12 protein-coding genes are annotated in these 14,101 nt (G+C 52.3%); 10 read left to right on the forward strand and 2 right to left on the reverse strand.

All coding sequences use genetic code 11. The annotated features are described in order from the left end of the window. Positions 1-54 precede the first annotated feature (54 nt). Positions 55-816: a GNAT family N-acetyltransferase gene (locus A8O25_RS10815; protein ID WP_074987971.1), complete on the forward strand. Its 762-nt coding sequence runs from the start codon at positions 55-57 to the stop codon at positions 814-816. 21 nt (positions 817-837) lie between these two features. On the opposite strand, the gene A8O25_RS10820 is transcribed toward A8O25_RS10815, so the two are convergent. Further along, positions 838-1,986, reverse strand: coding sequence for a hypothetical protein (locus A8O25_RS10820; protein ID WP_082893581.1), 1,149 nt, complete (start codon positions 1,984-1,986; stop codon positions 838-840). Positions 1,987-2,556: 570 nt separating this feature from the next. Between A8O25_RS10820 and recA the strand changes: the two genes are divergently transcribed. From recA to tsf, 9 genes are all read left to right on the forward strand, one after another. Beyond that, the gene (recA, locus tag A8O25_RS10830) at positions 2,557-3,645 is read left to right on the forward strand and encodes a recombinase RecA (RefSeq protein WP_241498999.1); all 1,089 of its coding nucleotides are present in this window, start codon (positions 2,557-2,559) and stop codon (positions 3,643-3,645) included. 96 nt (positions 3,646-3,741) lie between these two features. Then, the gene (locus tag A8O25_RS10835; protein WP_066834641.1) at positions 3,742-4,551 is read left to right on the forward strand and encodes a DUF3108 domain-containing protein; all 810 of its coding nucleotides are present in this window, start codon (positions 3,742-3,744) and stop codon (positions 4,549-4,551) included. Positions 4,552-5,333: 782 nt separating this feature from the next. Then, positions 5,334-6,026, forward strand: coding sequence for a response regulator transcription factor (locus tag A8O25_RS10845; protein WP_066834652.1), 693 nt, complete (start codon positions 5,334-5,336; stop codon positions 6,024-6,026). Beyond that, entirely contained in the window at positions 6,001-7,089 is a 1,089-nt protein-coding gene (locus A8O25_RS10850) for a sensor histidine kinase (protein WP_220483123.1), read from the forward strand. The genes A8O25_RS10845 and A8O25_RS10850 overlap by 26 nt, the downstream gene beginning before the upstream one ends. A gap of 167 nt (positions 7,090-7,256) precedes the next feature. Then, a complete protein-coding gene (locus A8O25_RS10855) occupies positions 7,257-7,970 on the forward strand; it encodes an RluA family pseudouridine synthase (RefSeq protein ID WP_066834655.1) in 714 nt (237 codons plus the stop codon). 1,469 nt (positions 7,971-9,439) lie between these two features. Further along, positions 9,440-9,889, forward strand: a complete 450-nt coding sequence (gene rplM / locus A8O25_RS10860) for a 50S ribosomal protein L13 (RefSeq protein WP_066834657.1) — start codon at positions 9,440-9,442, stop codon at positions 9,887-9,889. Between the two features lie 14 nt (positions 9,890-9,903). Beyond that, a complete protein-coding gene (gene rpsI / locus A8O25_RS10865; protein ID WP_066834660.1) occupies positions 9,904-10,290 on the forward strand; it encodes a 30S ribosomal protein S9 in 387 nt (128 codons plus the stop codon). Positions 10,291-10,314: 24 nt separating this feature from the next. After that, the gene (gene rpsB / locus A8O25_RS10870; protein WP_066834663.1) at positions 10,315-11,076 is read left to right on the forward strand and encodes a 30S ribosomal protein S2; all 762 of its coding nucleotides are present in this window, start codon (positions 10,315-10,317) and stop codon (positions 11,074-11,076) included. A 254-nt stretch (positions 11,077-11,330) separates the two neighbouring features. Further along, the gene (gene tsf / locus A8O25_RS10875; protein WP_066834666.1) at positions 11,331-12,164 is read left to right on the forward strand and encodes a translation elongation factor Ts; all 834 of its coding nucleotides are present in this window, start codon (positions 11,331-11,333) and stop codon (positions 12,162-12,164) included. 385 nt (positions 12,165-12,549) lie between these two features. Here the strand turns inward: tsf and A8O25_RS10880 are convergent, their stop codons facing one another. Then, positions 12,550-13,896, reverse strand: coding sequence for an NAD(P)/FAD-dependent oxidoreductase (locus tag A8O25_RS10880; protein WP_066834669.1), 1,347 nt, complete (start codon positions 13,894-13,896; stop codon positions 12,550-12,552). Positions 13,897-14,101 lie beyond the last annotated feature (205 nt).

Consider the following 14,101-nt stretch of genomic DNA (forward strand, 5'->3'; position numbering starts at 1 on the left):
ACACCGGCGGGCAAGGCCCGTAGATAAAAGAAGGAACCAAGAAGAAAGAGACCTATGCGGCAGACAGCAGTACCTTCGCCAGCCACCCTTGAACTTTCAACCCATAGACTCTGGCTACGGGCCTATTCACCCGAGATGGCCCTCCCTTTCTGGCGGCTCTTACAGGAAAACCGGAGCCGGCTGCTCACAGATTTCCCAGACCGCACCGCGGCGGTGCAGACCCTGGAAGACGCCGCCCACCGCATCAGGACCATGACCTACCAGCGCCGGGCGGGCGACCTCTACAGTCTGGGCATTTTCAGGAAAGACACTGAAGATTACATTGGCGACGTTACCCTCAGGCGGCTGGCCCGCGGCAAACTGTACGCAGAAGTGGGCTACTACCTTTCCGGCGCCGCCGAAGGCCAGGGATATGCCACCGAGGCCCTGAAAGCCGTACTCAAATACGCGTTTCAGGTGTTGAGAATGGAAAGCGTGAGCCTGCGGTGCGCCAAAGCCAACACCCGCAGCCAGAAAGTGGCCGAGCGCACCGGCTTCACCCTCACCAGAACCTACACCCCCACCGTCACAGACAGCGGCGGGGAACCGCGGGAGTTGTGCTGCTACAGTTTTCAGCGGAATGATTTTGCCCTGCAGCTGCTCTGGCGTACCTGTTTTCTGGAAAACAGGCCAAAAACGCCAGAGCCTGTTTCAATGGATCTCTCAGGCTGCAAAACGCTCATAAAAAGAAACTGCCTGCACACTTTTCCCGCAGTGCTGCTACGCGGCTCAAAAACTGCCTCTGCAGAACCGTTTGCTGGTACTTTTAGCCGGTAAAATCAACCTGTAAACATGCCCTTAGCGCTTTTTGAGCCGCGCCAGGAAGAAGTCTGAGTTAAAGTTGAGGTGCAGGCTGTTGGAGAACTCCAGGGCGGGGTTGTCCAGGTCATAGTACGGCTCCAGCCGCAGGGTGAGCATGAGCCCTTCCATGAGTTTGATGTCATGCATGAGCCGCAGAATCAGCAGCTGGCGGGTCTTGTCTGTGTAGCCGGGGCTTTTGAAGTTGGTAGACACTGACTGGAACAGCTTGCCGCCCAGTTCTGCATAATAGCCGCTCCCGCGCCAGTAGCTCAGCATCACGTTCTGGTACTTGGTGTCTACGCCCGCATTGAGGTAAATGCCCCCCCCTTTCGTGAACGGCAGGTTCTTCTCATTGGAGAAATCCTTCCAGCCCACCACGTACGGCTGAAAATGCAGCGCCTTGAGTACTCTCCTGTTATAGGTCCTCCTGAGCACCAATCCGGCCGCCACGTTCAGCAACGTCACCAGCGGCAGTTCTGTGTCATCAATCTGGCCGCCGCGGTGCTGGGCGGTGAACTGGAGCGGAAGCCCGATGTAAGTTTCTGTTTCCGGCTTATTTTCTGGAAAATCAAGCGAAACGGGCGTTTCATACAGCCGCAGCTCAGCAGAAGCGCCCCCGGCAATTTCCTCCTGAAACGGGTCCATGCGCCTGATGTAGCGCTGCCAGTCCATCCAGGCGTCCAGCTTCACCCCGGGTTTGTCCAGCAGGAGCTGGAGGCCGTTCTCCAGCCGGTTGGTGATCACGCGCTCAAAATCATACAGCGGCTCAATATACCCGTGGTTCACGTTGCCCTCCAGATTACCAAACAACAGCGCTTTGCCGTCTTTCTCATACCGGATGGTGAACGTGGGCTGCACCATTGAATACTTGTTCGTCCCGAAGTCTTTCTGCACCTGCACCCCTACGTCAATGCGCACGTTAGGGCTGGCAAAGTAGATGAGGCGCGGGTTCAGGTGATAGCCAAACAGCGTATAGCCTTCGGCGATGTCATTGAAGTACTCATTGTTTTTCTGGTACCCCAAGGCGTTGAGGCCCAGCTGCAGCTCACCCGTCTGGTCTGGTTTCACCGGAAACCGCTGCTCCAGCGCCTTGTTGTTTAACTGCGCCAAGGCGCTCTGCCCGGCAAAAGCGGCTCCTACGGCCATGAAAAGCCATTTTTTTAGCATATGATTCTTAATGTCACCCCTGGTAACGCAACAGCTGCAAACAAGTTGAGCGCACGGCATCTGCTCCCTGAGGCCGCCGCACCAAACCGAAAGATACTTAAAAGAAGGAAAAAAGGGAGGGCGCCCCCTTACAAACTTCCCCTCCCCTTCTGGCCAGGCCGTTTCTGGCTTACTTTTTCTAAAACAGGGCTAAAACAGAATGCCTGCCCCGGCAGGTATGCCGCGCTTACCCCTGAAAATTCTCAGCCCGGGTGTAACTAATCTCTCCCCTGCTTTGTTTCAGAAAGAGGGGAAACCGGCCGCCCACAGCCAGACTGTACCAAGCACGTGCTGCTCAGCCCGTTAAAATTTTACTATCACCAATAGCAAACAGCTAAAAATAAAACTAAAAAAAGTAGCATATCTTGGCACAAATCCGGTACTTTGGGTGTTTCATTTATACACCTCCAGACCCTGTCTTAGAAGCAGCTGAGACGCCGCGGCAAGCGTTTGCAGATTGGCTCAGGAAGTAGTAATTTAGACCTAAATTTAAGCAAAGAAAACACAGACATGAGTGTAAACACCGAAAAACTGAAAGCGCTTCAACTCACCATTGACAAGCTGGACAAAGCCTATGGCAAAGGCACGGTCATGAAGCTGAGCGACAACCAAGTGGTGGACGTAGGGGCCATCTCTACCGGTTCCCTCGGGCTAGACATCGCCTTGGGAATTGGGGGTCTTCCGCGTGGCAGGGTGGTAGAAATCTACGGCCCGGAGTCTTCCGGTAAAACCACGCTCACTATGCATGCCATTGCTGAGGCGCAGAAACAAGGCGGTATTGCCGCTTTCATTGACGCCGAGCATGCTTTTGATAAAACCTACGCTGAGAAACTCGGCATTGACACAGAAAACCTCTTGATAGCCCAGCCAGACAACGGCGAGCAAGCCCTGGAGATTGCGGACCACCTGATCAGCTCTGGCGCGATTGATATCATTGTGATTGACTCAGTGGCCGCTCTGGTGCCTAAAGGCGAACTGGAAGGCGACATGGGGGACAGCAAAATGGGGCTTCAGGCCCGTTTGATGTCACAGGCCCTGCGTAAGCTGACCGGTACCATCAACAAAACCAACTGCTTGTGTATCTTCATCAACCAGTTGCGGGAGAAGATTGGCGTCATGTTCGGGAACCCGGAAACCACTACCGGTGGTAACGCCCTTAAGTTCTACGCCTCCGTACGTCTGGACATCCGCCGCATTGGGCAGATCAAAGAGGGGGCTGATAACATTACCGGTAACCGCACCAAGGTGAAGGTGGTGAAAAACAAAGTGGCGCCTCCGTTCAAAGTGGTGGAGTTTGACATCATGTACGGCGAGGGTATCTCCAAAGTAGGCGAAATCCTTGACCTGGGCGTGGAGTTGAACATTATCCAGAAATCTGGTTCCTGGTTCTCCTACAACGGTGACCGCTTAGGCCAGGGCCGTGACGCGGTAAAACAGCTGCTGCTGGACAACGAAGAGCTCATGCAGGACATTGAGACGAAAATCAGAGCTCTGGTAAAAGGCGAGCCAGACAAGGTGCGGCCGCCCTGGAAGACAATGAATAACAGAAAAAATAAGACAAAAACGGCACCTTTCAGGGTGCCGTTTTTGTTTAGGTGAAGTTCACCTGAAAACTTTAGATTTGTACCAGCCAAGCACCTAACCAGATTTGGTACGACATTTGAATAGGCACAGGTACACCTGATTGAACAGCTTATGCGATTGAAACATCAACTACTTTTGATACTCCCTCTTCTTGGGCTGGTGCTGAGCGGCTTCGCGTTGAAGGACACCCTGCGCACCATGAAGAATGACAGCTTCGCCCCTGGCGAGGTTCTGCAATACAAAGTGCACTACGGCATCATCAATGCGGGAGAGGCCACCATCAACGTGTCTTCCAACCTGCAGCGCATCAACAACCGCCCGTGCTACCTCACCACCGTGAGCGGCAAAACCACCGGCTCCTTTGACTTCTTTCACCGCATACGGGACACCTGGAGCTCTTTCATAGACACCTCTACCATGCAGCCGCTGCGGTTCCACCGTAACATTGAAGAAGGCAGCTACAAGCGCAAAGAGACTACAGACTTTGACCATGCCCGCAACGTGGTGGTGGTCAATGACAGCCGTGACAAAGAAAAGAACCAGGTGTACAAAGTGCCAGACAACGTGCAGGACATGGTGAGCGGCTTCTACTACTTGCGCACCCTTGATTTAGACAGCTACAAACCGGGGCAAACCTTGAAAATGTCTGGCTTTCTGGGGGATGAGGTCTTTGACATGACCGTTACTTACAAAGGGGTGACTACGGTTGACACCAAGGCCGGCAAGATCAGGGCGCACCGCCTTACCCCCAAGATGCCGTCAAACAAACTGTTCAAAGGCGAAGACGCCATCTCTGTCTATTTTTCAAATGACGAGAACAAGGCACCGGTTCTGTTTGAGGCCGAAATGTTTGTGGGATCCGTTAAAGTAAACCTCTACAAGTACAGCGGCCTGAAGAGCAGGTTAAACCTGGTCAAGTAATATCAGTTCCTGTTGCCAGCAGTCAGGAGAACCAGTGAGGGCCGCCCAAGTTGACTTGGGCGGCCCTCACTGGTTTGGGGCAGTTTTTGAAAAAACAGCTCCAAAACAGGAAACAGCTTGCCACTTGCAGCGGTTTGCCCGGCCGCGCGTGAGGCATAGCAGCGGAAAGCCCACAGGGCCAAGGCCCCGCCGCGGCCCTGTGGGCTTGCAGCGTATAGCGCCCGACCCGCAGGGGCACGCCCTGAAAGAGTCCTGAGTCAAGAGTTCTGAGTCCAGAGTGGTTCGTCACTGAGTTTTCTGGGAAAGCTGTTTAGGGGTAAGTTCTGGTAGCGTAGAGCCGCCGCGGGAGGTTCTTGTAGAGCGGTTTTAAGAACTTACTAGCGCGTTATGAAAACGGTAAGAGCGGGAAAGCGGCCTGGCATTGGACTTTGCGGCTTGGAAAGATAAACGTAACGATAGCAGCCACCGCGGCCGTGTAAGCGTTGCGCTGCCGTCTGTTTTGGGGCTGTTTTTCTGAAAACAGGTCTAAAACAGGAATGGCCACCCTAGTGACTTTACAGGCGCCCGCCCCACCCTCACCGCTTCTGCACCTCTGTTCTTGGTTTGCCTGGCACCTGTAAAAAACGCCCTGGGCAACTAAAAACAAACAACTAACAACATATTCCCTATCTTTGACTTGAAATTCAGAGATTCGCGATTCTCCACTTACCCTAGCGATTTTAGCCTGACATTTCGAAGAGACTAGCCACTTGTGATACTCTTTTCAATTTAACGCATACTTTATGCAAACGCCGGCTAAATATAAGATTCTGGTAGTAGATGATGACCCAGATATTGTAGAGTTGTTGCAGTACAACCTGGAGAAGGAAGGCTATGAAGTGTCTCACGCCGAAAACGGCCAGGAGGCGCTCAAAACCGCCAAAAGAATCACCCCAGACATTATTCTGCTGGATGTGATGATGCCCGTGATGGACGGCATCACCGCCTGCCGCCAGCTCAGGGAAGACCCCAAGTTCAAAGACACGCACATCCTGTTCCTGACCGCCCGCAGTGAGGAGTTCTCTGAGGTGGCCGCCTTTGAGGCCGGGGCAGATGACTTCATTGTCAAACCCATCAAGCCGCGCGCCCTCATTAGCCGTCTGGCCGCCTACAAGCGCCGCGAGAGCAGCCAGGGCCCGGAGCAGACCCAGGTGATTGAGATTGGGGAGCTGCGTATTGACCGTACCAGCTTCATGGTGCTCAAAGGCGAGCAGAAAATCACCCTGCCCAAGAAAGAATTTGAACTGCTGGCCTTTCTGGCGGCTACGCCGAACAAGGTCTTCAGCCGCGACGAGCTCCTCAACAACGTGTGGGGGAACGATGTCTACGTGATTGCCCGTACCGTTGACGTGCACATCAGAAAAGTGAGGGAGAAAATTGGCGAAGATCAGATCAAGACCATCAAAGGCGTTGGCTACAAATTCAACACAGACTAAACCTGCCCCTAAAAAAGGGATTAGAGTAGGTTCCCGGGCCATTGCTGTTGCAGTGGCCTTTTTGGTGGCTTTCATTATCACGGCGTACCTCATTTTAGCGCCGCAGCTGAGCTTTAAGCAAATGGTGCTGGTGCTGGGATTCACCTTCTCGGCCTGCTTCCTGCTGGTGTACTTCTCTTATGAGGCGCTGGTGTTCAGGGAAATCAACAACATCTACGCCGGGCTGGAGAAGTTCAAGCGCAAGGAGTTCAAGCAGATGAGCAGCAAATTCCTGTTCAGGCCAGACCCGCTCAAGCGCATCAAAGATGAGATTTACCTCATTGCTGAGCGCAACCAGAAAGAGATTGACGAGCTGAAACGCCTGCAGGTGATGCGCCGCGAATTTCTGGCCGATGTATCACATGAGCTGAAAACCCCCATCTTCGCCGCCCAGGGCTTTATTCACACCCTGCTGGACGGTGCCATGGATGATGAGCGCGTCAGGGACAAGTTCCTGATGAAAGCCGCCAAAAGCTTAGACGGGCTAGACACCCTGGTGCAGGACCTGATCACCATCTCCCAGTTGGAGAAAGGGGTGATCCAGATGAAGAAGGCCCCCTTTGACCTGAATGAGCTGGGGCAGGAGGTGTTTGAGCAGTTGGAAGGGAAAGCCGCCTCTAAACACATCACCCTGCACCTGCTCACCCCGCCCCACGAAGTCTTTGACGTACTTGCTGACCGGGGCCGGATCAAGCAGGTACTCATCAACCTCATTGACAACGCCATCAAGTACGGGCTGGAGAACGGCAACATCTGGCTCTCGTTCCAGGACGGCAAAAAGAAAACGCTCATCACCGTGCGGGATGACGGCCCGGGTATTCCCAAAGAGCACCTCAACCGCATTTTTGAGCGCTTCTACCGCATAGACAAGAGCCGCACCCGTGATACGTCTGGGGGTGGTTCTGGCCTTGGGCTGGCCATCTCCAAACACATTGTAGAGGCGCACCAGTCTGTGATAGCGGTCTCCAGTGAGGTGGGGCAAGGCACCACGCTCCGGTTCAAACTGCCCACACTGAAGGAATAGTTTCTGTTTTGGGGCTGAATTGCCCAAAACAGCCCCAAAACGACCGTTCCCCTTACCAGAAAATATTCGGTACCTTTGTTGCGTGAAAGGCCGTAGCTGTTTCCAACCTGTTTTTAGAAAAACAGGCCGAAAACAGAAATCACCCAGGCCCACCTTTAGCTGTTTCTATGAAGTTACCTGCTTTTCAGGACCTCATCATTTTTGAGAATGATGATTATATAGTGGTGAACAAACCACCGTTTCTGGCCACGCTGGAAGACCGCGCCCTCAACGCCACCAACCTCTTGGCCCTGGCCCGCCAGTATCACCCAGACGCCCAGGCCTGCCACCGCCTGGACAAGGAAACCTCGGGCTGCCTGGCCATTGCCAAGAACCCGGAGGCCTACCGCCACCTCTCCATGCAGTTTGAGAACCGGCAGGTGCAGAAGGTGTACCACGCGGTAGCCTGGGGAAGCCATGCCTTCCAAGATGAACTGGTTGACCGCGCCATTCAACCCGGTCTCAAAGGAGTGGCCAAACTGGCCTACAAGGGCAAGCCTGCCCAAACCTATTTCACCACGCTGGAGAAGTTTGGCCGCCACACCCTGCTGGCGTGTAAGCCTATTACGGGACGTATGCACCAGATTCGTCTGCACCTGGCTTTCTTGAAAGCCCCCATTGTGCAGGATGAGCTGTACGGCGGGGAGCCGCTGTACCTCTCCACCCTGAAACGCAAGTTCAATCTGGCCAAGAACACAGAGGAGCAACCGGTGATCAAACGGTTCGCCCTGCACTCATACCAGTTGGGCTTTACACTTTTGAATAGTGAAACCGTCATGGTTACGGCAGAATACCCCAAAGATTTTCAGGTGCTGGTGAAGCTGCTGCGGCAGCATGGGTAGCGGGGGGTTGTTTGTTGTTCTCTTGGCGGCAGGGTTCATCTCCTCTGCTTAATTCAGCATTGCCGTCGCTGCTTGGTTTAATAAGGTGTGTCTGCTTTTTGCCGCGGGTATGCATGGTTCGTTGTTTCCCTGGCGGGGCTGTTGGAAGCAGTGCCTCACGGGCTACCATGTTGCATTGCGGGAATGCGTAGTATGTTGTTCTTTTTGGGCAATGTGTAGTCTGCAGTTATCCTGGCTGGGCTGCTGGATGAGGTGCCTTATAGTCATGCTGCTGCAAGGGCAATGCGTAGTTCGCTGTTCCCTTGGCTTTGCTGTTTGACGCAATGCCTCACTCACTGTATCGTTTCATCTTTCCGGTAAGCGCTCACGGCCGCGGGGCCCGTCCTGGCGGTTCGCACTGCTGTTAAAACTACGCCTCCGGCCTTGCCGCCGGAGCGGCACCGTAGTAACAGAGGCGCTCACCCCCAGGACTGGTCTGGGTTCCTCTCCTGATCAGCCTCACTTATTATATCTGTTCCAGTAGGTAATGGTTGCTGTCCCGCTAGCCTGAGGCGAGCCCGTGCTGCGCACATCAGCCAAGGGCAGAAGTGTTGATTGTTCATTGCTGCTCGCCTGTTGCGAATGGTTTCCCACATCCCGCGCTGGCGCGGGCCTCCAGACCCGTTCCTACTGATGGGCCGTCTCTGCCTGCCCTCGCGGCACGGCGGCGAAACCAGGCATTGCTGCTTCATTCCGGCTGAATTCCCTAAGATGAAAAGAAAGGACTCTGAACTCAGGACTCAAGACTCAGAACTCACTCCAATACTCCCCCTTTGAAGGGGGCGAAGGGGGATGTTGACATAGGAGAGCCCGCATTGCTGATCACCCTCTTTTTGGCGCATATAGTTGCGTTCTGCCAATCACAGTGCTCTTCCGGATTTGCAATCCGGAAGCTGGTACTGAGGGGATTTGCAATCCCCGTGGCGGCACGTTTGATCTGCAGGCGCCGCGGATTGCAAATCCGCAGGTAACAGGCCCGGGATGGTAAATTCCGGACAGCCGAGGGATACGCATTCGCCAGATGTACGGTCACCCGCCACTTGCCCCACGCATTCCTGCTACTCCCCTCCTGGGAGGGGCAGTGGTGGGTTTTACGCGTGGCAAGTTGTTTCCCCAACTGAAACCAAATCACATGTTTGACTCAGAACCCAAGACTCAGGACTGCTACCGGCCCCCTAGCGCCCGGAAGACCTGCGGGCCTCTGCGCCAATTTCCGTTTCTGGCCTGTTTATCCCAAAACAACTCTCAAGCGCTTCTACCCCAGATAACAACGGGAGGCCTCCTCTACAGCCACCACTCTGACTCTTTCTAAATTCGCCTGATTTTCAAGGCAATAAATTAAGGGAGTGTTGCATACCAAAAAGAAAGCGCGTATCTTTGTGACCATTTTCAAGAAAAAGTAAATTCTTTTCACCGTTAACCATTTAATAATGGACCACTTAAGTTATAAGACGCTATCAGTTAATAAGGCGGCCGCTAATAAAGGCTGGGTAGTGATAGACGCCGGAGACTCAACCCTTGGCCGTGTGGCCTCTCAGATCGCGATGATCCTTCGCGGCAAAAACAAACCTTCTTTCACGCCTAACGCAGACTGCGGAGATAACGTGGTTGTGATCAATGCGGATAAAGTTCGTATGACTGGCAAGAAGTGGGATAAGAAAACCTTTGTAACCCACACCGGTTACCCAGGCGGCCAGCGCACCTTCACTCCCCGTGAGTTGAAAGCCAAATCTTCTACGCTGCTGGTAGAGCGTGCGGTGAAAGGGATGTTGCCCAAGTCCCGTCTGGGCCGTGAGCAATTCCGCAACCTGTTTGTGTACCCAGGTGCAGAGCACCCACATGCGGCACAACAGCCTGTTCAAGTAAAACTTACAAAATAATCTAGACATATTTAATGGAAGTTCTCAATACATCTGGTAGAAGAAAAACCTCGGTGGCGCGCATTTACATGACGTCAGGGCAAGGGAATATCACTATTAACGATAGAGATATTAAGGAATACTTCCCTAGTGAAGTGTTGCAAACCATTGTGCAGCAGCCATTGGTGCTGATTGACGGGGTGGGCAAATACGACATTAAGGCGAATATCAAAGGCGGTGGCGTTGCCGGTCAGGCAGAGGCCCTTCGTCTGGCAATTACCAAGGCATTGGTAGAAGAAAACGCTGAGACCCGTCCGGCCCTGAAAAAAGAAGGTTTCTTAACGCGTGACCCACGTATGGTGGAGCGTAAGAAATTCGGTAAGCGCAAAGCCCGTCGTTCGTTCCAGTTCTCTAAACGTTAATATTTCATCAGCTGTATCAATATCATGGCTAATACCACATATAAAGATTTACTGGATGCCGGTGTACACTTTGGTCACCTTACCAGAAAATGGGATCCTAAAATGGCTCCTTACATTTTCATGGAGAAAAACGGCATTCACATCATTGACCTGAACAAAACCCTTGTGTCTTTAGATGAGGCTACTGCTGCTATCAAGCAGATTGCCAAGTCTGGCCGCAAGATCATGTTTGTGGCTACCAAGAAACAAGCGCAGGACATAGTGGCAGAAGAGGCGAAACGCCTGAAAATGCCTTATGTGACTGACCGTTGGTTAGGTGGTATGCTCACCAACTTCCAGACTGTTCGTAAGTCATTGAAGAAAATGTCTACCATTGACAAAATGGTGAAAGAAAACACCGCGTATGCCGCCATGGCGAAACGTGAGCGTTTGATGCTGTCTCGTGAGCGCGAGAAACTGGAGCGTGTGTTGGGTGGTATTGCTGACCTGTCCCGTCTCCCGGCAGCTTTGTTTGTAGTGGACGTGAAGCGTGAGTCTATTGCTATCAAAGAAGCCCATAAACTGAACCTGCCCGTATTCGCGATTGTAGACACCAACTCTAACCCAGAGCTGGTTGATTTCCCAATCCCGGCCAATGATGACGCTTCTAAGTCTATCGCCCTGATCACTTCTTTGATTGGCAAAGCCATTGAAGAAGGTTTGTCTGAGCGTAAAGTAGACAAAGAAGATTCAGACAGAAAACGTGCCGAGGAAGAAGGCATTGCCGAGAAAGTAGAGGCTGAATAAGCTCCTAACCTCATAAGATCACTGTCAAAGAAACTGAACATTAGGAAGCCTGGCCACTAATGTTCAGTTTCTTTTTGATAACAGCCTCTTTAAAGATTGTTCCTGCAAGCCAAGGCAACCAGGTTCTGCAGAAGCAGTTCCTGACAGAGCCCATGGCAGCAGGAAAGACAAAGATTTAAAGGCTTAAAAGGCGTTGCGAGAAAGCAACCCCACCCGCATAAAACTTTTTATCCGTACTTCTTAATAAAAGAAAAATGGCTATTACAGCACAAGATGTAAACAGACTTCGCCAAGAGACTGGCGCTGGTATGATGGACTGCAAAAAAGCCCTGACTGAGGCCAACGGCGACTTTGAAGCAGCCAAAGATATTCTGCGTAAGCAAGGTCAGAAAATTGCCAGCAAGCGCGCTGACAACGCTACTTCTGAAGGAGCTGTTTTAACGCAAGTAAACGCTGAAGGTACTGTAGGTAAAGTAATCGCGTTAGCCTGCGAGACTGAGCCGGTATCTAAAGTAGAAGATTTCAAAAACCTGGCGCAAGCGGTATTGAGCGCTGCGGTTTCTACCAACGCTGCCACTAAAGAAGAACTGTTGGCTACGCCACAGACAGACGGCCGTTCTCTGCAAGACCACATCACTGACCTGATGGGTAAAATTGGTGAGAAAATTGATGTAGTGTCTTACGAGACTGTTTCTGCTGAGAAAGTTGTTGCTTACAACCACTCAAACGGTAAACTGGGTGTGTTGGTAGGTTTAACCAACACCGGCGGTAAAGAAGTAACTGAAGTAGGCAAAGACGTAGCCATGCAAATTGCTGCTATGCGCCCTATCGCGGTTGACAAAGACGGAGTTGACGCCGCTACTATTGAACGCGAAATTGAGATTGGGAAAGAGCAGGCTCGCCAGGAAGGCAAACCAGAGGAAATGCTGGAGAAAATTGCCCAAGGCAAACTGAACAAGTTCTACAAAGAAAGCACGTTGTTGAACCAGGAGTTCGTGAAAGACCCATCTGTAACCATTGCTAAATTGTTAGATAACACTAACAAAGGCATGACCGTGACTGAGTTCAAGCGTGTTGCCATTGGTTAATCTACCATATTGACTATCTTTAAAAAGCCCCGCTGTTGCCACAGCGGGGCTTTTTGTTTTAGAAGCTATTTGAAAGGCATTCCCTTCTCTGGCGCAAGCTTTCCATTTAGCTTTTTTTGGAAGGGCAAGCTGCTGATTCGTCTCAACTGACAAGCCCCCAATATTGGGCGCTGGCTTACGCTTGTAAACAAGTAAACGGAAAACTATTAACAGGTTCTCAGGCTAAGTAGGTGCCTCTGCAACTGAACCGCCCAGTGTGTTGCTAGCGAGAACACCAACCATGGCAGGCAAAGGATTAACCAGGAGGGTTTCACTTTCCTGTTTTCGGCCTGTTTTTGGGAAAACAGCGAAAACAGGAAAGCTGCTATGAAACGTTGATTCCTACTTAATCAAGGTCTGCCTGCTTGCGCACAAACTCCTGCCCTGCTATATCTTCCTTCCGCAGGAAAGGCCTGATGATAAGGCGTGTGCTGTTCTCATAGGTAAAGAACTTGTACACCCAGTTGGCCAGCACCACTACCTTGTTCCTAAAGCCAATGAGGTAGTAAATGTGCACAAAGAGCCAGGCCATCCAGGCAATGAAACCGCTGAGGTGCATGTTTTTGGGCAAGTCGGCCACCGCCCGGTTACGCCCTATAATGGCCAGGGAGCCTTTGTCATAGTATTCAAACGGTTCAAGCGGTTCCCGGCGCACTAGCCGCTTCAGGTTCTTGGCCAGGTGCTTGCCTTGCTGAATGGCGGGCTGCGCCACCCCCGGGTGCCCTTTGGGCCATTTTTCGGTCTTCATGGCGGCAATATCACCAATGGCGAAGACATCATTGAAGCCCAGCACCTGGTTGAACGTGTTCACCAGGTAACGGCCCCGCTCACTGGACTCTGGCGGAAGCCCCTGAATCTGAGCGCCTGACACGCCGGCCGCCCAGATGAGGGTTTGCGTCTTGATCTGTTCGCCGCCCTTGAAGGTCACCGTCTGGCCATCATAAGACTCCACCAGGGTGTTCAATTTGACTATGATGCCTACTTCCTCCAGATAGCGTCTGGTCTTTTCACTGGACTCCGGTGACATGGGCGGCAGCACCCGATCCATGCCTTCTACCAGATAAATGTTCATTTTACTGAAGTCCATGCCGGGGTAGTCACCGGGAAGCACGTGCTTACGCATTTCGGCCAGGGCACCGGCCAACTCTACCCCCGTTGGTCCGCCGCCCACTATCACAATGTTGAGCAGGCTTTGCCGCACCTCAGGGTCTTTGATCATGTTGGCCTGCTCAAACGACTGCAGCAGCTGGCTGCGCAGGTTCAGGGCATCTGGGATCTGCTTGAGCGGGAACGAGTACTTCTTGATCTGCTCATTGCCAAAGTAGTTAGACTTGGTGCCCGTGGCAATCACCAGAAAGTCATAAGGCAAGTCCCCCACCAGCGTTGAGACCGTTTTGGCAGCCGGGTTTATGCCCGTCACCTTCACCTGCCTAAAGTGGAAGTCTTCATAGTCTTCATCAAACATTTTACGCAGCGGCTCTGCAATAGCATCTGGCTCTAGCCCCGCGGTGGCCACCTGGTACAGCAGCGGCCAGAAGCCGTGGTAGTTTTGGCGGTCAAACATCACAATCTGAAAATCCCTTCCAGAGAGGTTGCGGGCAAGGTTGGCACCGCCAAAGCCGCCGCCAATGATGACAACACGTGGCTTGGTGGTGTCTGGTATGTTCAGGGACAGTTCGTTTATCTGCAGCATAGGTCAAGCAATAATGGTCAAGAAAGCCTTCACAATACTGTAAGGGCTCCTTACGTTATTCATTGTCTTATACTGAAATTACTGTATATAAGATATTCTTTATTCTCCAGAACGGCCGGAAGGGCCGCTAAAAAAAATCCGTTTTGGGGCTGTTTTTCAGAAAACAGCCCCAAAACGGATTTTCCCATCGCCTGAACAGGCAGTA

Source organism: Rufibacter ruber (assembly GCF_001647275.1).
Lineage (GTDB): Bacteria > Bacteroidota > Bacteroidia > Cytophagales > Hymenobacteraceae > Nibribacter > Nibribacter ruber_C.